Below are 20,098 nucleotides of genomic sequence, written 5' to 3'. Positions count from 1 at the left end.
ATGCTTGCAGCTGAAATGTTGCAAGCATTTTTGTGTAGGGAATATATTAGTTGTCATTATGCTATAGTTTGATCAATATTAATTGAATCTACTATTTAGTGCAGGGAGTGCTTATGTGTTTTCTTTTTTATCTGGAATTATAAGGCTAAAGACAATTCCAAAGAAAGCTGCGATGAAGAATGTTGTAAAACGTGATGTAACGATTCCTTCAAGTGGTGTACTTATCCAAATGATTGTTGCGAATAATCCAGACAAAATTGTAGCAATAACCCCTGCACTTGAATAACGTTTCCAGAAAAATGTCATTAGAATAGCGGGAGAAAGGGTACAGCCAACACCAGCCCATGCCCAGCTGACTATAAGATAGACTAATGATTCTGATACCAACGCAATGACCATACCGACAAGCCCAAAAAATGCAACTGACAGCCGGGATAGCCATACAAGTTGCCCATCCGTAAGCTTAATACCTAATGCTTTATGGATAATATCTTCTGTAACAGAGCTCGTAACTACTAATAACTGTGAATTTGCAGTCGTTATAATTGCTGCTAATACACCGGCTAGTAAAAGCCCCGCTATCCACGGTGGCATTAAATGAAGCACCATTGCAGGCAAAAGGGTTTCAACATCGGTGAATGTTCCTTGATCATATATTGCTATTGCAGCTAGACCAATTAAAAATGCGCCTCCATATGCAAGGAATGTCCAGACAATCGCAACGAGACTACCCTGATTTGCCTCTTTATTATTCTTCAGGGCCATAAAGCGTACACTAAGTTGTGGTTGCCCACCTAAAAAACCGAAGAACCAGGAAAAATTATTGAAAAAAAGAACACCTAATGAAAACCCAGTCAATCCACCAAACCAAGAATTAAATGAATGATCTGAAGCAGCTAGGGATTGACTAATTGATAAGTCATTTGTATAAATGTAAACGAGTGCGACAATCGGTAAGCCGACCAATGTAATTAACATCATCACACTCTGTACCATATCTGTCCAAACAACCGAAATAAACCCACCAGCAAAAGCCGTTAAAATAATAATTGCTGTTGCTATTAGAATACCAATGACCGGAGGGATATCAAATGTTGTAAATAACATTTTTCCAGCACCAGCCATCTGAGCACTAATATAAAACATTAAAAATCCAGCAATTAAAATACTTGTTAACCAGCGTATTATGGTTGCTTTTTCACCGAAGCGAACAGCTAAATAATCGGGAAGTGTTATCACATTATATTTATCTGTTTCTGCCATAAATTTTTTTGCTAAAACTAACCAAGCAAAAATAATTCCTAATGCAATTCCTACAGCCACCCATATACCTGATAAACCAGTCATAAATACAAAGCCGGTATAACCTAATAGTAGCCAAGCAGATTCTCCTGTTGCACGCTCAGAAAAGGCTAAAGCCCAGCCAGGCAGTTTTTTTCCACCTAATAAATAATCAGCTTGAGTCTTCGTTTTTTTACTAAAATAGTAGCCTATCCAAACAATTACAATACAGTAAAGAATAAATTCAACTAAAATAATCGTATTCATAACAACCTCCAAATGTTAAATTCAAATACTGCAAAAAGTTGAAATCAGTACTATTTATTGGTCATATACCAACTCCTGTTGCATATTTTTTTCTAGAACATGTGTTGAGGGAACTGTAACTCAATCGTTTCTGTTGATTGCAATAGATGAACGAGTTATTTTGTTTATGAAAATAGATTAATAATATTATTCTATTTATATAAGAATGAGAGAATAAAAAATACAGCATAATTGCACAAAAAATTTATACCATTTCCACCGATATATTTGGAATGTATAAATAAATGGATAACATGCTTATGCAGGTAAGAGGTTAAGGGTAATTAATGTATCTATATAAATTGCACAAAAAGATATGAAAGCGATTACAATAATCACCTTCATTAAATGGTGGGTTGGGTGGTTAAGAAAAATGTTTCTTTAACCCTAAGTATAGAAGCATACAATGTTCAAAGCTTTTTGTATCAAGTGATGTTATTTCTTCAATCTTTTGTAACCGGTAAATAAGTGTGTTGCGGTGAATAAAGAGCTTTTTTGCTGCTTTACTCGTATTCATATTTGCCTCACAGTAAGTCATAAATGTTTTTGCGAGCTCTGAAGCAGATTTATCCTGGAATAATGGTGATAACCTGAATGCAAGCTTATCATTGTAAATAGCATTCACTTGTTCTGGAAGCAAACCGAGTAGCATTTTCCAATCATGGTAACTGTAAATTTTAGGTGTGATGTCCAATTGGCCACCATATTGAATTAAGCTGTTTGCTTCTCGGAATGATTGATATATTCCTGCAATTGTTTGTGATAGGCTGCCAATTGCAATAGAGGTATGCATAATTTGAAAGGATCGTAGAACAGTCATTAATTTTAAACTTAGCTTTTCAAAACAACGAAGCTTATCTATATATGCCTCTTTGCTTAGGACCGAAGTTAATAAAATTATCTTTTCCGAGTTTAAAAATGTACAAAGACTATCCTGCTTGCATAGGAATACTCGACGTGTTGATTCCAGCAATTCTGCTTTTATATCCCCAACATTATGGTGTATCGATGTATTTTTTAATAAAGCATTTCCGATGTCTATAACAATGCAAAACCAATTTGAATTATAATTTATCTGAAACATGTCACAGTACTGCTCCAGTGTTTGCTGATTATGTGTATCATTTAATAAAACATATTGTGCGAATGTTTCGGCCGCTTTCACACTTAGTTCTTTTGTTTGTCGATGAATTGCATCCTGCCACATTATTTCTACATAGCTTTTCACTAGGTATGCATATGGCTTTACTTGTTCTGGTGGACCGATAATACCAAGTACTCCAACAGCTTTATTCTCAAATGTCAGTGGAATGACGACACCAGGAAGAACATTATTCATATTTTTTGTTTTTTCCTCATCATATATTAATACAGTATTTTTCTTTAAAGCCTCTTTGGAAGGGGGATGAACTGTTCCGATCCGGTCGGGGTTGGTTGATCCGATGATCCAGCCATTTTCATCAATTAAACTGATGGGAAAAGGTAATATATCTGAAGTCGATTTAACTATTTTCTGTGCAAATTGCACGAAACCTTTAATAATCGCCACCTCCTTTCTTTTGATTTATTTAACACCATATTAACACAGTAACATAATTAAGAAAATATAGAAAACTTAATTTTTTGTACATCTTGCCTATAGATTTATTGATATTACGAAGCTATAAATAAATTATATGATTTTTAAATGGGCTTGGAGGTGCGGATTTGGTTAAGAAGACAGATATCATTATTGTTGGTGGCGGGGTTATTGGATCAAGTATCGCATTTAACCTTTTAAACGATGGGTTTGAAGGAGAAATTACTTTGTTTGAGAAAGATAAGATGTATGAATTTGCCTCTACACCAAGAAGTGCAGGAGGTATTAGGCAATTGTTTACGACAGCAATTAATATTCAGATTAGCAGGTATAGCTTAAAGAAGTATGTGACATTTGCGGAAGACATGGCTGTTGACTCTGAAAAAGCAGAAATTGATTTTAAGCAAAATGGTTACCTGTTTCTATCAACTAATGAAAATAGAAATCCACTAATTAAGCAACAGCAATTACAAGCGAGATATGGTGTGCCATCCGAGCTGTTATCAAGTGAAGAACTGAAAACAATTATTCCTGAGTTGCATATCGATGATTTACAAGGAGGGCTTTATTGTAAGGAGGATGGATATTTAGATCCTTACTCTGTTATGCAAGGATACATTCGCAAAACCAGGCAGCTTGGTGGAGTGTACGAATATGTAGAAGTTGAAACAATTATTAAAGAAAGAAACAGAGTTGTGGGTGTTCAGTTAAAGAATAATGAGATATACCATGCACCAATTGTTATAAATTGTGCAGGTCCTTGGGCACCAGCATTAAATGAAACAATTGGTTTGCCGATTCCTGTTGTCCCATTAAAGCGCCAAATTATTCAATTTGATATTTCGGAACCCTTAACGAATGAATTGCCTTTAACCATTGATCCAACGGGTGTTTATTTCCGGCATGAAGGTAAATTCCTGATCGCGGGTTATTCCGAAAAAGTAAAGCCGGGTATTGACTTCAAATGGTCACGCGATTTTTTTTATGAACATTTATGGGCGGTATTAAGCCATCGGGTGCCAAACTTTGAAAACGCAAAAATAATTCGAGGCTGGGCAGGGATGTATAGCCATAACACACTTGATCAGAACGCTATTATAGGAGGTCATCCTGAGCTGCAAGGATATTATTTGGCATGTGGATTTAGCGGGCATGGCATGCAACAAGCTCCAGCGGTAGGTAAAGGATTATCAGAGCTCATTCTTACTGGTGCTTATGAAACACTAGATTTAACTCCGTTATGTTTCGAAAGATTTGCCAACAATAAATTGATTGTTGAAGAGGCAATTGTATGATGGTTATTTTGTGTTTAAAAAGAATTTGTAACAGTGAAAAATGATGGTATTAAAAAGGGGAGACAGAATGAACGATTTTGTATCCGACGTCGTGAAGAATATGCCGGCATATTTATTTTCAGAGCTTAATAGGAAGAAAAAAGCCTTGCAAGAAAAAGGGGTCGATGTGATTGATTTAGGAATTGGTGCACCAGATTTACCAACACCAGAGTTTATTTATGATGTTTTAGTAAAAGAAGCAAAGCACCCTGCGAACCACCGTTATTCTCCATACAGCGGGAATCAGGAATTTAAAGAAGCGGTTGCTTCCTTTTATAAAAAACATTATGGTGTCGAGCTGGATTCGAATACCGAGGTGTTAACACTCGTTGGTACAAAGGAAGGAATTGTGAATCTTATTCAGGCAGTAATCAATCCGGGTGATACAGTGCTTATCCCTGATCCGGGGTATCCCGTTTATCGAATGGGCGTTCATCTAGCTGGTGGAGATGCAGTATCTTTACCACTTGATAAGCAAAACAGCTATGTTCCACAATATGATGCACTAACCAAGAGCGAGCGAGAAGCTGCAAAGCTACTTTTTTTAAATTATCCAAGTAACCCGACAGCAGCTACGGTTGAATTATCGACCTTTACCGAGGCGGTTGATTTTGCTGCTAAAAATAATATCCTGCTTGCTCATGATGCTGCCTATGATCTTATAACATTTGATACGTATAAATCACCTAGTGTGCTTCAGGTTCCGAATGCGAAAGATATTGCGATCGAATTTGGTACATTATCCAAAAGCTATAACATGACTGGATGGAGAATCGGCTATGTTGTTGGCAATAAAGAAATTATTCAAGCGCTTGCAACATTAAAGAGCAATATTGACACAAGTCAATTTCTTCCTATCCAGTTAGCTGCAGCTGCTGCATTGCAAAGTGATCATCGAACGGTTAGAGAAAACAGTGCAATTTTTAAAAAGAGAATGGAAAAACTCTACAACGCTCTGGCTGAAATGGGGATGACAGCATATAAGCCAAAAGGCACGATTTTTCTTTGGGTAGACGTTCCGGATGGATTTACATCAGCTGGATTTGCCGATAAGCTATTAGACGAATTAGGTATCATTGTAACTCCGGGAACTGCGTTTGGTCCTGGTGGGGAAGGGCATTTTCGAATATCTTTGTCCGTATCAGAAGAGCGTTTAGATGAAGTAATCAAGCGAATGAAAAACTTAGCTGGATGAGGAGTGAACCCATCTTGATTAGGAAAGAAGAAAACATGACGGCTGCTAGGGCGATTGTTGAATGTATGAAACGAGAAGGAATACAAAAGGTTTTCTGTGTGCCTGGTGAGAGCTACTTGCCAGTGCTGGATGCCCTCTACGATGAACAATCCGTTCAGCTTATTTCTGCTAGGCATGAGGGGGGTGCCGCTTTTATGGCAGAAGGATATGCGAAAGCAACATTAAAGCCAGGCGTTGTTTTAGCAACAAGAGCTGTAGGTGGAAGTAATCTGGCGATAGGTGTGCATACAGCTTATCAGGATTCAACTCCAATGGTTGTTTTCCTTGGTCAGGTCAGCAGTAAGTTCAGAGGAAGAGAGGGCTTCCAAGAAGTTGATTTAGATCGCTATTTTCAACCAATTACGAAATGGGCTGTTGAAATTACAGATCCGGAACGGACACCGGAAATCGTTAGCCGGGCCTTTCGAATCGCACAAACTGGAAGACCAGGACCCGTTGTTGTTTCTTTACCAGAAGACATTCTTCCCGTAAAAGCGCTCATGAAATTTGGTCCGAAGCTAGCGCCGCCCTTACCTGCACCATCTAATCAGGAATTGAGCCAGGTGAAGGCACATCTCTTAGAGGCAAAAAAACCAATCATCATTGCGGGGGGTGGTATAAAGAGCGCACGGGCAGAAAGGTTATTAATTGATTTTGCGGAAAAAAACAAACTACCTGTACTTGCAGCATTTCGAAGGCATGATGTCTTTCCAAATCAGAACAAATATTATGCTGGTCATCTTGGACTAGGTGCGCCAAAAGAAGTACTTGAAACCGTTCGTGAAGCAGATGTTATTCTCGCACTAGGAACAAGGTTATCAGAAGTGACCACACAGGATTACACGATTATAAGCTCCAGCCAAAAATTAATCCATATTGATATTGACTATGACACGATTGGCAAGGTGTATGCACCAGAAGTTGGGATTGTAGCTGATGCGAAGGAGACCTTACGCTTACTAAATGAACTATCGATGCCTATAAATTGGGAGGATTGGACATTAGCAAGACGGCAAGCTTATGAAAAAGCAACTGATTTAAAAGCTCGTCGGAATGACGTGATTAATCGAAAAGTAATCGAAATCTTGAAGGACAAACTATCGAATGATGCCTTATTAACGAATGACGCAGGTAATTTCGCAGGCTGGCTGCACCAATTTTATACATTTAAGGAAAAGCATACATACATTGGACCAACATCGGGTGCAATGGGATATGGCATGCCAGCAGCACTTGGGGCAAAGCTTGCTTTTCCGACGAAACAGGTGGTCTCCTTATCAGGTGATGGTGGATTTATGATGACAGTGCAAGAACTCGAGACAGCGGTTCGCTATCAGATTCCGATTATTTGCCTTGTGTTTAATAACAATATGTATGGAACAATCCGGATGCACCAGGAAATGCATTACCCAGAAAAAGTAATTGGTACAGATTTAGGACAGGTTTCTTTTAAAGATCTAGCCATCAGTATGGGAGCAGACGGATATGTAGTTAATTCTCCAGAGGAATTTGCATCTGCTTTTGACAAAGCGTTAACGAAAGGGCGAGTAGCTGTGATTGAAATTATGACCGAAAAGGAACAAATCTCTGTTTCACAGACAATTACGGGATTACGTGGAAAATGAATAGTTAGGGAGGAGTGTCAAAATGGCAATACAATTAGAAACAAGAAAACTAGCAAACTTCATTAATGGTGAATGGGTAGAAGTAAGCGAGTCTACTGGTGTTACTAACCCAGCGACAGGTGAGGAAATTGTTCAAGTACCACTCTCTAATACTAGCGATGTAGAGAAAGCAGTGCAGGCAGCTAAGGAAGCGCAAAAGGAATGGGCGCTAGTTCCAGCACCACAACGGGCTGAAGTACTATATCGTGTTGGTTATCTCTTGAAAGAACGGAAAGAAAGGCTTTCGCAGCTTTTAACTCAGGAGAATGGGAAGGTCATTGAAGAAGCTCGTGGAGAAGTGCAAGAAGGAATCGATATGGCCTTTTATATTGCTGGGGAAGGGCGCCGGCTTTTTGGCCAAACGACACCAGCAGAATTAAAGAATAAATTCGCGATGAGTCAGCGAGCACCAGTTGGTGTTGTTGGAATTATTACCCCATGGAATTTTCCAATTGCAATTGCTACGTGGAAATCGTTTCCGGCAATCATCGCTGGAAATGCAGTAGTATGGAAGCCTGCAACGGAAACTCCAATTATGGCGTATGAATTAGCCAAAATCTTTGAAGAAGCTGGTTTGCCAAAAGGTGTAATAAATGTTGTATTTGGCTCTGGATCTACAGTTGGTGATGCATTCGTTCATCATACAGACATTCGGGTTATTTCGTTTACAGGGTCAAATGATACGGGGCGAAATATTGCTGCAGCATGCGGAAAGCAATTGAAGAAGGTTTCATTAGAAATGGGCGGTAAAAACGCTGTGATTGTTATGGATGATGCAGATCTTGAACTTGCCGTAGAAGCGATTTTATGGAGCGCATTTGGCACAAGCGGTCAACGCTGTACAGCATGCAGCCGAGTAATTGTGCATGAAGCTGTCAAAGAAACATTGGAAGAACGATTACTAGCAGCGATGGAAAATTTAACGATTGGTAATGGTTTAAATGAGTCCATTAAGGTTGGTCCAATTATTAACAAAGCCGGAATAGATAAGATAAAAAGCTATATTGAAACTGGAAAAAATGAAGGTGCTAAACTGCTTGCTGGCGGCTATGAATTAACGGAAGGAGAATACCGCCAAGGAAACTATTTTGCTCCAACATTGTTCACCGATGCAACAGCAGATATGCGGATTGCACAAGAGGAGATCTTTGGTCCTGTTGTATCCTTGATACCTGTAAAAAGCTTTGAAGAGGCAATTGAAGTAAATAATGGAGTCGAGTATGGTCTATCCAGTTCAATTTTCACAAATGATGTCAATCGTGTATTTAAAGCACAGCGGGATCTGGATACAGGAATTGTCTATGTGAATGCAGGTACAACTGGGGCAGAAATTCACTTGCCGTTTGGGGGAACAAAGGGAACGGGGAATGGTCATCGTGATTCTGGCGTCCAGGCTCTCGACGTATTTACAGAATGGAAGGCAGTGTATGTTGATTATAGTGGAACACTTCAGCGTGCGCAGATTGATGTATGAGGAAGTAACGATACATGTGGCAAATTGCATTATGTGAATAAACATGGATGGATTGGGAGCTTGACCAGCATCAGGCTCCTGATTGTTTTTAATCCACATCATTTTAACAAGTAGATATAATGTCTTATCTCTTCTAGAAATAATATAAATGTAACAATTCAAATGTTGAATTAGGAAGAGGAAATTAGGATTGCTTTCAAATGTTTAAAAAGACCTAATGGAGGCAGGAGGACGAATGTGTATGTTATTTCTAAATGAAAAGGATATACAAAAAGCAGTTACAATGAATGATGTAGTTGACGCGGTTGATTCAGCTTATCAATTATATGAAGAAAATCAATTTCAAATGCCGCATAGAATGCATGTTTCAGAAAAGGAAAACACATTATTGTTAATGCCCTGCATAACTACAGGAGCAATAGGAACGAAACTCGTGACACTTTTTCCAAATAATAAGCATGTACCAATGCTTCAAGGGATTGTCATACTAAATAGTAGTGAAACAGGGGAGGTAAAAGGTATTCTAGAAGGATCTTTTTTAACTGGTTTACGGACAGGCGCTGTTGGTGGCTCGGCAGTGCGCCATTTAGCAAAAAAGAATGCTGCAAGACTTGCGATTATTGGAACAGGAGTACAAGGTCTTTACCAGGCTGTGGCTGCCTGCTCCCAAAGGTCGATTACGGATATTTACCTTTATAATCGGAGTGCAGAGAAGCTTCCCAATTTTATCACGCAGCTAGAGGGCTGGATCGGTACATCGATTCAGTTGCATCCTATGGTTACTGCAGAAGAAGCGATAAAGAACGCTGATATTATTATTACTTCCACAAGCTCAAGTGAACCCGTTCTTCCAAATAAAAAGCATCTTCTTCGAAATAAGCTTATCATTGGGGTCGGCTCCTATCAACCATCCATGCAAGAATTTCCGGAAGCGCTCTATGAACTTACAGACACCATTTTAGTAGATACGGAACATGCAATAGCTGAATCGGGTGACCTGATTTATCCTCTAGCTCAAGGCTTGATAGAACCTGACGCTGTACAAAAAATCTCTACTTATATTCGAAGTGAACCAAAACCAACTCTTGGAAATACAATTGTATTTAAGTCAACTGGAATGGCATTATTTGATGTAGTCGTTGCGAATACAATCTATCAAAAGGCTATGGATAAAGGAGTTGGTACGGCGCTTACTTTGTAAAGAAAATATAGTCTTCTGCAATAAGTATTACCTTCTCTTCTCTCGCGAAAAGGAACAAATTTTAAATGTAATCTGTTGTTATTCATGTATGAATTAGTATCCGTTTTCATAAATTGAACTAATAGAAGCTCATATATTCCGAGTTTACGGGCAGTAAAACTCACACATCAAGAATGTGAGGTAATCAAAACAATGTAAATGGGGGATTAACCGCCCGTAAAAATCCGATTCTGTTCAAGGGCCTTTAGTCATACCCTTGTGGTGCTAACATTCTGTGGAGATGAAAAAAACCACTGAATGAAGCTTCACTTTATTGAAAGCTGATGGAGGGAGTTGATGATTCAAACATGATCATTTGCAGATGTGAAGAAGTATTGTTACGTGACATTATCACTTCCATTCAAAACGGAGCAGAAACTTTAAAAGCAATCAAAATGGAAACACGAGCTGGAATGGGAATCTGTCAAGGGCGTACGTGTCGCGTGTTGTTGGAGCAGGCTATGACTTTTTATACAAATATAGATATCCGAGAATTCAATAATGTATCATATAAGAACCCAGTACGTCCAATAAGTTTAGCTGATCTATCTCAAAGTAGAAAGGATCCTTCGTAATGAGAATAGAAAAACATCCCATCCTTGGTTATATCGACAAAAAAGAAGTACGAATCACGTACAATGGTGTGGATTACCCAGCATTTGAAGGAGAAACAATCGCAGCAGCATTACTTGCTAATCATATACGGATTTTACGGTATTCAGAAAAGGGAAAAAAACCACGGGGAATCTATTGCGGGATTGGTCACTGTTATGAATGTCGTGTAACAGTTGATGGTGAAAGAAGTGTAAGAGCATGTGTAACAGGTGTAAAAGATCAGATGAAGATCATTTCTCAAGGGATAGATGCTGATGAAATATGATTTAGTAGTTATCGGTGCTGGTCCTGCAGGAATGGGGGCAGCCATTATTGCAGCATCTCACGGTGCACGAGTAGCATTGGTCGATGAAAATCCAGTTCCCGGTGGAAAATTAAGAGGTCAGATCTATAAAGAACCTAAATCGGGATGGTGGATTGGCGAGAAAATTGCACGAAACATGGAAAATAAAATAAAACAATTAGGTGTTCCATGTTTCCTCGAGTGTGAGGTTTGGGGAATTTATCCAAAATGGAAAGTGATGTTGAATAATGGAGAACAATTAGAATCAGATTTTGTTTTAATTGCAACAGGTGCTGCGGAAAAAGCAATCCCAATTCCAGGCTGGACAAAACCAGGAGTTATGGCGATTGGAGCAGCACAAGTATTGGCAAATATTCAGCGTGTAAAACCAGGAAACCGAGTTGCCATCATCGGACTTGATGTACTTTCTTTAACAATTGCCTATGACCTTAAAATGGCTGGAGTTGATGTTGTTGGCATCTATCTTCCGCCATTAAATGCATTTTCATCGGATAAATCGAATCCATTAAAGATGATTGCCTATCTTTCTAGTTTATCGCATTTAGCTCCAAATCCAATGCTTAAATTACTTGGAAAGATAGGACAGAAAGAATCTGTGCAAAAACTTGGGGTAAACTACTATCCGCCATTTGGCATGAGAGTATGGGGGATTCCGTTACATTTAAGAAAGGCAGTAGTTGAAATTACTGGCAATGACATAGTGGAAGAAATTGAGATAGCAACAGTGGATCGAAATGGACAGCTTGGAAGAAAACAAGAAAAACGAATCTCTGTTGATTGTGTTTGTATATCTGGAGGGCTCCTTCCATTAGTGGAGCTTGCGAGTGCAGCTGGTTGTGAGTGTGTTCATATCGAGGAATTGGGTGGTCTTATACCTTTGTATAATGACCAATTGGAAACAACACAATCAGGTGTTTTTGTGGCAGGAAACAGCACTGGTATTGAGGGGGCAAAGGTTGCCATGGCACAAGGGGAACTAGTAGGTACCGTCATTAGTGATCAAATAGGATTAGTAAAGGACGGACCAGAATTAATAAAAAAGGCAAAAGAAAAAGTTAGCCTAGAGCGAAAGAACGCTGTTATTAAATTTCACCCAGGGCTTGAAAACGGCAGGGAAAAGCTAGAGCGTTTATCCCGGATCAGTGAGGTAAATCATTACTGAATGAAGTTTCACTTTATGGAATGAAAAAGCTGTTTGAGGAGTTGAGATTCATGGAAACAGCTGATGTTGTAATTGTTGGAGGCGGGGTAATCGGTACATCGATTGCTTACAGGCTTGCTGGAAATCGCAAGGTAGTGTTAATCGAAAAAGGAGAAATTGGTGCCGAGACTTCTGGTTCCTGTGACAAAGCAATTTTTTTACAATCCAAAAAGCCTGGATTTCCTATTAAACTAGCTCAGGAGAGCCGAATGGTATATGAGAATCTGGAAGAAGAATTAGGAATGAATATTGAATTTCAAAAAAATGGCGGCATGATTGTTATTGAGAATGAAAGCCACCTTGATTTTATGAGAAAATTTGTAAAGCAACAAAATAAGGCAGATATAAATGTAAAATTAGTAGATCAAAAAGAAGCATTGGCATTTCAGCCATGTTTATCCCCGGGAATTGTTGGTGCGACCTATAGTACGGTAGATGCAGAAGTCAATCCGCTGCTATTAACACGAGCCTTTGCTGAAGCTGCAAAACGAAAGGGGTTAATCATTCGCAGGCATACCGAAGTAACCGGGATTGTAACAAAGGATAGTCGAGTAATTGCAGTACAAACTAATGATGGAAGAATCGAAACGGAACTTGTTATCAATGCTGCTGGTCCTTTTGCTCCTAAAATAGCGGAAATGGTCGGGATTGGACTGCCGATTATACCGCGCCGCGGAGTGATTCTAATTTCAGAAAAAGTAAAACCAATTGTTCATGGGAATATTTTATGTTCACAGTACATTGCTGCGAAGCATCTATCCAATAACACAGACGTCCCATCTTATGGAATTGGACTTTCACTTGGACAAACGGAAAGTGGAAATTTATTAATAGGTGGAAGCAGGGAGTTTAAAGGATATGATAAAGCGGTTGAACCGAAAATATTATCAGCTGTTGCAATGCATGCTCGCCGAATAGCACCATCCTTAGAACCTGTCCGTATTATTCGTGCAATGGTAGGGTTTCGTCCATTTACTAGTGACGGGCTTCCTATTATTAGTGAAGTGCCGCATTTAAAAGGGTTTATTATTGCGGCAGGCCATGAAGGAGATGGAATTGCACTTGCTCCAATTACCGGTTTATTAGTTGCCAGCTTGGTAAATAAAGATTTGAAGTACAAGGATTTTCTGGATCAATTACAACTCGATCGTTTTAATGCGTCCCATGCTTCACCTAAACAGGGGTGATAAAGATGTTGGAAATAATAATACCTTTAGTGTTGCTTTTTACCATTGTTTTTGTTAAACAAATACCCAAAGTAGGTGGTGATATAAGGGCGGCGCTTCTCGTTGCTGCACTCTCATCGGCATTTATTTCAGGCTTGAACTTTAATGAAATGATTGTTGCATTTATTGATGGAATTGATCGTTTATCTTGGGTTATTATGCTTTCTATATTTGGCAGTTTATATGCTGAATCACAGGTGAAATTAGGTGCAATGGATACAACATTGAATAGTTTACGAGCTGCATTCGGTAATTCTCCAAAAGGTTTGATTGCCGCCGTGTTTATAACTTTAATTTTGGCTGGGTCTTTTCTTGGAGATGCTATCGCTGCAGCTGCGGTTATTGGATTTCTCGTAATCCACGCACTAACTGAATTGAAACTAAAGCCTGAGCAAATCGGAATGATTATCTTGATTGGCGCATCTATTGGTTCCATTATGCCACCTATTACACAAGGCGTTTTCTTGTCTGCATCCCTTATCGGTATCGATCCAGGACCAGTTGCCAAGCTTGCGTATATAACTGTGTCCATTGGTGGAATTCTAGCAATTTTAGAATCATTTCGTTTTGTCCGCGGGAAAAAAATGCCACCAGAATTAATTCCCAATCAATCTGTTTTCCAAATCCTGAAAGAAAACTGGAAGACGCTCATACCTCTCTTTGTTCTAATTGCCATTGTTATCGCAAACACCTTATTTGACTATAATATTTTTACTGAAATCGCAATTTTTGTTTATATTCTCGAACCGCTTATCGGGATACCTATTTTACAGGGGTTAACCAATCAAATTGTAGCAGCAATTATTATCGCACTGCTTGTCGGTTTCTTATTCCCGTCTGTTAGAAAGCAAACAAAAGGTGTAATTAAAAACGGACTAGGAAAAGTGAACCAAACCGTCCAAATCCAACTTTCTGCCGGCGTTATGGTAGGAGTGTTCTATGCTTCAGGTTTAATTGAAAAGGTTGAACTTATGACAGAAGGGTTAGCTTCTTCGATGATAAAAGTGGGAGGAGCTATAGCTATGGTAGTTGTCGGGATGCTAACTGGTTCTCAAACTACTGCTCAATCTGTCGTTGTTACATTCTTGGGCCCGATACTAGAATCAATGCATGTTGACCCAACATTAATTGCATTGGGTGCTTCCCATATTGCAGCAGCTGGGCAAAACATGCCGCCGGTAGGATTAACCGCATTTGTTGTGTGTGGGTTAATTGGTGGGATATTAAATAAAAAGGTGGATCCGATTAAAGTGATGACATTAGCATTACCAAACTCCTTTTATTTTTTAATAATAGGTTTAATCTTGTGGTTTATCTAATGGGTGAGAAACCACTTATTGGCATACTGATGTTGAATACAAATTTTTACAGACTAAAGGGTGATATTGGTAATCCAGAGACATATTCTTTTCCAGTTGCATACCAAGTTGTTGATCATGCAACAACAGACCGTGTTGTTAAATTGGGTGATACGCGTTTAATTGAACCCTTTGTTATAGGAGCTAAGGAATTAGAAAATAAAGGGGTAAAAGCAATCACAACGAGCTGTGGTTTTCTTGCATTATTTCAAAAAGAGATTCAACGTGAATTGCGCGTACCGTTTTATTCATCAAGCTTAATTCAAATTCCGATGGTACAGCAAATAACTGGCGGGATAGTAGGGGTTATTACGGCTCGCAGGACAAGTCTGACGCAAACGCATTTACAAGGTGTTGAAGCTCATCACACACCAATTGCAATTGCTGGTATGGACGATATGCCAGCATTCACAAATGCCATTGTGAAGGAAACAATTGATCTAGATAGAAAAGCAATAGCATGCGAAATGCAGCAGGTAGCGTCAAGTCTGCTAGCTGAAAACCCGATGGTTAAGGCAATTGTTTTAGAGTGTACGAATATGCCACCATACAAAAGTGCGTTGAGAGAGGTTACGAGTTTGCCAATTTTTGATATTAATACGTTGACGGAATATGTATCGTATGGGTTATCGAATTTCAAAGTTTAATATAGTTAAGAAGTTTTGTCATGATCGATTTCGTTATAATGGTAATCAATCTAAAATTCGAAGTTGACCATTAGTGTAGTTTTTGTTAAATTAAAAATAATAAGATAATAAATAACTGCTTCACCTAAATGACGTTGTTGACGAAGCGACGCACTACCTAGGTGAAAACCAGTTATATCGACAGTCTAAACTTATAAATCTGTCCATATTTCTGGTTTTTTCGTTTTTATACAAGACAAAATGAAGAAGTCTCCAAAATGGGCACAAATCAGGGAGGAATCATAATGAAAAATTTAATCGAACTGGACAAAAGACATTTCATTCACCCAACTTCATCTATCCAGCAGCAACAGGAAAAGGGAGCTAAATTGATTGTAGAAAAGGGAGAGGGGATCTATTTAACTGACATAAATGGAAGCGTATTCATAGATGCGATGTCATCATTATGGAATGTAAATATTGGTCATGGCAGAAATGAACTTGCGGAAGCTGCTGCAGACCAGATGAAAAAACTGGCATATAGCTCTGCCTTTTCAACATTTAGCCATGAACCAGCTATTAAACTAGCAGCAAAGATTGCTTCACTTGCTCCAGAAGATTTAAATGCTGTTTTCTTTACGTCAGGAGGTTCGGAGTCCAATGATTCTGCTGTTAAATTAGTGCGCCACTACTGGAAAATACAAGGACATCCGCAACGCAGGAAAATTGTAGCATTAAAGCGAGGTTATCACGGAGTTGCTGCGGCTTCAACAAGTGTCACAGGAATTCCTGAGTTTTGGGATATGGCTGGCCATTTAATGAATGACTTTCTCCATGCAGACACCCCTTACTGGGAGGGAACAGAGAAGGCTATTGCATCGCTTCGTTCTGTGATTGAAGAAGAAGGAGCTGAGAATATTGCTGCTTTTTTTGCCGAACCAGTACAAGGTGCGGGTGGTGTATTAATTCCCCCATCCAATTATTTTAAAGAAGTCCGTAATTTATGTAATGAATATGGGATTTTGTTTGTTGCAGATGAAGTGATTACTGGATTTGGACGAACTGGAAAATTCTTTGGTATTGAAAATTGGGGAGTAACACCAGACTTAATTACGTTTGCTAAAGGAGTTACAAGTGGCTATATCCCAATGGGTGGGGTAATTGTGTCCGATTCTATCCACAACGTATTGAAGGATAAATCAAAAGGGACATTATTCCATGGTTTTACCTATAGCGGACACCCGACAGCAGCAGCTGTAGCATTGAGAAATATTGATATTATCGAAAAAGAAGGGCTGGTAGCTAATGCTAAAGCAATGGGGGCATACTTACTCGAAGGATTTAAAAAAATAAAAGAACAATTAAAAATTGTTGGTGATGTAAGAGCAATTGGCTTATTAGGAGCAGTCGAGCTAGTTCAAGATCCGGCTAACAATAAGCGCTTTTCTGCAAAATTGCAAGTGGCTTCGAAAGTCGTAGAAGCTTTACATGAAAGAGGTGTAATTTGCCGGGCTGTTACGTATGAAAATACGGATATTATCTGTTTTTCACCACCCTTAATTATGGATCAATTACAAATTGATAGCATGGTAGAAAAATTATATGATGCTATTTTATCTGTTCAAAAACAACTTATTCCTCATATGGTGAATGAATAATAGCAAATAGCTCATGCATTAAGATTTAACATAAAATGAAATTTTATTTAGCAGGAAATCCTTTCCTTACCTGCAAATCCTGGCACCAAAAGGGAAAACCGCAGAACTTTTAGCAGAATCAGAGATTTACGGGCTATAATGCCCCCACCTTCATGTCTTTTTTATACCTGATGCAGGGGGCATTACAGCTGGTTAATGCGTGTTGAAATCACGAAGTAAATGGGGGATGCATGTTGGAAAATGAACAGAAGCTGTTAAAGATACTAGGGAATCGAGATGTACTTACACTTGCATTTGGAGCTATGATTGGCTGGGGATGGGTTGTAACTGCTGGCTTGTGGATAACGGGTGCAGGTTCGTTAGGGGCAATTCTTGCTTTTGCAATCGGTGGATTGATGGTAATATTTGTCGGGCTCACCTATGCAGAGCTAGCTTCAGCACTACCTTTAGCTGGAGGTGAACATGTATACAGTTTTAAAGCAATGGGGAGGATGGCATCATTTATTACAACATGGGCAATTATTCTTGGATATGTTTCTGTTGTAGCATTTGAAGCAGTTGCCCTTCCTACTGTTTTTGAATATTTAATTCCAAATTACAGTCAGGGCTATTTGTACACAATTGCAGAGTGGGATGTCACACTTACATGGGCAGGTGTTGGGATTCTAGGGTCTATTTTAATTGCTTGGGTAAATTATCGAGGAATAAAGTTCTCGACCTCGATTATGTTCATTCTAACATTGTTAATTATTATTGCAGGTATCTTGCTGATTACAGGCAGTACGATTGGCGGAAGTACGCAAAATATGGAGCCTTTGTTTGACAATGGGATGGCAGGGCTATTAACAGTACTCATTATGACGCCATTTATGTTTGTTGGATTTGATGTTATTCCGCAATCAGCTGAAGAAATTAATTTACCACAAAAGCGAATTGGACAATTACTAATATTCTCGGTGGTGCTTGCGATTGTCTGGTATGTTTCCGTTATATTTGGTGTGTCACGTATTCTAACGCCTGCAGAGTTAAATGAATCGACCCTGGTCACTGCCGATGCAATGGGTAAGGCATTTGGAGGCAGTCAAATGATGTCTAATATTCTTGTTCTCGGTGGTATTGGCGGGATTTTGACAAGCTGGATTGGTTTCTATGTAGGAGGAAGTCGCGCTATCTATGCACTTGCTAATGCCGGCATGCTTCCAAAAAGTTTAGGTGAACTTCATCCTAGGTATAAAACACCGCATAAAGCTATTTTGTTAATTGCATTCCTGTCAACTGCTGCACCATTATTAGGCAGGCCTGCATTAGTATGGTTTGTGGATGCAGGAGGACTTGGACTGGTCGTAGCGTGGCTTATGGTAGCCATATCCTTCATTATTTTACGTAAAAAAGATCCAGAAATGAAACGGCCATTTAAACTACCTGGTGGCACAACACTAGGCTGGGTTGCAGCTGTGATGGCAGGCGGAATCGCCACCCTTTATATGCCAGGTATGCCATCAGCACTTGGTGGTCCTGAGTGGATTATTATCGGTGTATGGTCTGTTTTAGGAATCATCTTGTATAATGTGTCAATGGCCAAGTATGGAAAGGAATTTGCTGATGAGCATATGAAAAACGAAATTGACCGTATCGCTTAGAATTAAAAAAACAACAAAGGGAACAGTTGTAATTTAGCTGTTCCTTTTCATTAGGATGTTTAAAGAGATAGGATAAAATATAAAAATGGAATCGTAATTACACACAATAAGCTTGAAACAATAACCCCAATCGATGCAAAAAGCGTGTCGCCATTGTATTCTTGAGCATAAATTGAAATAGTAGGCGCAGAAGGCATCCCAGCGACGAGAACGGCAATGGTTAGTAATGGTAATGGTACAGAAAGAAAAGCAAAAGGGAGTAGAAGGAGTGGGACGATAAGCAGCTTCGCTAGCGCTGCTTTCCAAATGTATTTATTTTTAAGTAGTAACGGAAAATCGTTGTATTTCACATCTGCGATTAAACTGCCAATTAAAATCATGGAAAGCGGCACAGTCATTTTTCCGAGACTTTCCAATGTGTTTGCGATCCCACTTGGCATACTGATGGGAAGAAACAAGATAATTAATCCGACGAATGTAGAAAAAGTTCCAGGATTCAAGAATACTTTGCTCCAATTGATCGTTGCTTTCGAACGTGAAAATAAATAGATTCCATATGTCCAGATAAGAATGAATAAAACAATATTATACATCGTCAAATAAACGATTCCTTGCTCCCCGAAAATAGCAAAAATAACTGCGAAACCAATATATCCTTGATTGCCGAAAATGATAAGTCCCTCATAAACGCTTTTCTGATTTTCGTTCAGCTGGGAGCGATTCCGCATCCAAATAGCAAGAAAAATGGATAAAAGAAGGGCATAGGAGGACATCGCAATAAGCCAAAGGAAATCTTTCATTAAATGATAGGAAAACGGCATATTTAAAGAGTATAAGATGAGTGCTGGTAAGGTGATATATAAAATAAGCTGTGTCAGTACATGATTGGTATTTTCATTAAAAATCCCAAATTTCCTGACTAAAAATCCAAGCAGTGCAATGCTGTACAATTGTATCATCTCTTGCAGGAAATTCAACGTTGAATCCAATATGATCCCCCCTCGAAGTACTATATGTGCAAATGACCTGATTGGTCTCTGCTGTTTGGAGGACTTTCTTAAATAATATGTTTATATAATCCCTTATTTAAAGGTAGGGGGAAGATAATGATTTTTTCCTTTATGTAGAGACTGAGACAAAAGTGTTTTTATCACATAAACTCCGAACATGATTGACGAAAATAATCCGCTCCGGAAATATAATTCGCGCATCCTGCGGCGGCTGGTGAGCCTCCCACAGGAGTTATTATGAACGAAACTAGCCCCTACTCGTAAAAACGTAGGTTAATTTGGGTATAGTGTATTAAACAAAGGAAACCCAAATCAGAGCTATAATACGAGAGGAGCTATTACTATGAA

Annotated in this window: 16 protein-coding genes; 13 read left to right on the top strand and 3 right to left on the bottom strand. The window is 38.9% G+C overall.

Annotation, left to right across the window (positions count from 1 at the left end; genetic code table 11):
* Positions 1-111: 111 nt before the first annotated feature.
* Together D1B32_RS21085 and D1B32_RS21080 are read right to left on the bottom strand one after the other, a co-directional pair.
* Positions 112-1,548, bottom strand: coding sequence for a sodium/proline symporter (locus D1B32_RS21085; protein WP_095307560.1), 1,437 nt, complete (start codon positions 1,546-1,548; stop codon positions 112-114).
* Positions 1,549-1,951: 403 nt separating this feature from the next.
* Positions 1,952-3,136, bottom strand: coding sequence for a CdaR family transcriptional regulator (locus tag D1B32_RS21080; protein ID WP_095307559.1), 1,185 nt, complete (start codon positions 3,134-3,136; stop codon positions 1,952-1,954).
* A 158-nt stretch (positions 3,137-3,294) separates the two neighbouring features.
* Between D1B32_RS21080 and D1B32_RS21075 the strand changes: the two genes are divergently transcribed.
* The 13 genes from D1B32_RS21075 to D1B32_RS21015 all read left to right on the top strand — a co-directional run bounded on the left by D1B32_RS21075 (position 3,295) and on the right by D1B32_RS21015 (position 18,740).
* Entirely contained in the window at positions 3,295-4,461 is a 1,167-nt protein-coding gene (locus D1B32_RS21075; RefSeq protein ID WP_118890375.1) for an NAD(P)/FAD-dependent oxidoreductase, read from the top strand.
* 67 nt (positions 4,462-4,528) lie between these two features.
* Entirely contained in the window at positions 4,529-5,695 is a 1,167-nt protein-coding gene (locus D1B32_RS21070; protein ID WP_095307555.1) for an aminotransferase class I/II-fold pyridoxal phosphate-dependent enzyme, read from the top strand.
* On the top strand, positions 5,692-7,359 hold the full coding sequence (locus D1B32_RS21065) for a thiamine pyrophosphate-dependent enzyme (RefSeq protein WP_095307553.1): 1,668 nt from the start codon (positions 5,692-5,694) through the stop codon (positions 7,357-7,359). The genes D1B32_RS21070 and D1B32_RS21065 overlap by 4 nt, the downstream gene beginning before the upstream one ends.
* A gap of 22 nt (positions 7,360-7,381) precedes the next feature.
* A complete protein-coding gene (locus D1B32_RS21060; RefSeq protein WP_118890374.1) occupies positions 7,382-8,872 on the top strand; it encodes an aldehyde dehydrogenase family protein in 1,491 nt (496 codons plus the stop codon).
* A 241-nt stretch (positions 8,873-9,113) separates the two neighbouring features.
* Positions 9,114-10,073 (top strand): ornithine cyclodeaminase family protein, encoded by a 960-nt coding sequence (locus tag D1B32_RS21055; RefSeq protein ID WP_118890373.1) that lies wholly within the window; start codon positions 9,114-9,116, stop codon positions 10,071-10,073.
* Between the two features lie 347 nt (positions 10,074-10,420).
* On the top strand, positions 10,421-10,687 hold the full coding sequence (locus tag D1B32_RS21050) for a (2Fe-2S)-binding protein (RefSeq protein WP_158586310.1): 267 nt from the start codon (positions 10,421-10,423) through the stop codon (positions 10,685-10,687).
* On the top strand, positions 10,687-10,992 hold the full coding sequence (locus D1B32_RS21045; protein ID WP_095307546.1) for a (2Fe-2S)-binding protein: 306 nt from the start codon (positions 10,687-10,689) through the stop codon (positions 10,990-10,992). Before D1B32_RS21050 ends, D1B32_RS21045 begins: the two co-directional genes overlap by 1 nt.
* Positions 10,982-12,193, top strand: a complete 1,212-nt coding sequence (locus D1B32_RS21040; protein WP_158586309.1) for an NAD(P)/FAD-dependent oxidoreductase — start codon at positions 10,982-10,984, stop codon at positions 12,191-12,193. Before D1B32_RS21045 ends, D1B32_RS21040 begins: the two co-directional genes overlap by 11 nt.
* A 50-nt stretch (positions 12,194-12,243) precedes the next feature.
* Positions 12,244-13,419 carry an NAD(P)/FAD-dependent oxidoreductase gene (locus D1B32_RS21035; RefSeq protein WP_158586308.1) on the top strand — a complete coding sequence of 392 codons (1,176 nt, stop codon included), beginning with the start codon at positions 12,244-12,246 and terminating at the stop codon, positions 13,417-13,419.
* Positions 13,420-13,424: 5 nt separating this feature from the next.
* Positions 13,425-14,777, top strand: a complete 1,353-nt coding sequence (locus D1B32_RS21030) for a hypothetical protein (RefSeq protein WP_118890369.1) — start codon at positions 13,425-13,427, stop codon at positions 14,775-14,777.
* Positions 14,777-15,463 (top strand): aspartate/glutamate racemase family protein, encoded by a 687-nt coding sequence (locus D1B32_RS21025; RefSeq protein WP_118890368.1) that lies wholly within the window; start codon positions 14,777-14,779, stop codon positions 15,461-15,463. The genes D1B32_RS21030 and D1B32_RS21025 overlap by 1 nt, the downstream gene beginning before the upstream one ends.
* 284 nt (positions 15,464-15,747) lie before the next feature.
* Positions 15,748-17,100, top strand: a complete 1,353-nt coding sequence (locus D1B32_RS21020; RefSeq protein ID WP_118890367.1) for an aminotransferase family protein — start codon at positions 15,748-15,750, stop codon at positions 17,098-17,100.
* A gap of 230 nt (positions 17,101-17,330) precedes the next feature.
* Positions 17,331-18,740 carry an APC family permease gene (locus D1B32_RS21015; protein WP_118890366.1) on the top strand — a complete coding sequence of 470 codons (1,410 nt, stop codon included), beginning with the start codon at positions 17,331-17,333 and terminating at the stop codon, positions 18,738-18,740.
* Positions 18,741-18,799: 59 nt separating this feature from the next.
* Here the strand turns inward: D1B32_RS21015 and D1B32_RS21010 are convergent, their stop codons facing one another.
* Entirely contained in the window at positions 18,800-19,729 is a 930-nt protein-coding gene (locus tag D1B32_RS21010; protein WP_095307534.1) for an AEC family transporter, read from the bottom strand.
* Positions 19,730-20,098 lie beyond the last annotated feature (369 nt).

The organism is Oceanobacillus profundus (genome assembly GCF_003515705.1).
GTDB classification, from domain to species: domain Bacteria; phylum Bacillota; class Bacilli; order Bacillales; family Amphibacillaceae; genus Oceanobacillus; species Oceanobacillus profundus.
This window is presented reverse-complemented; position numbering and strand designations above follow the sequence as displayed.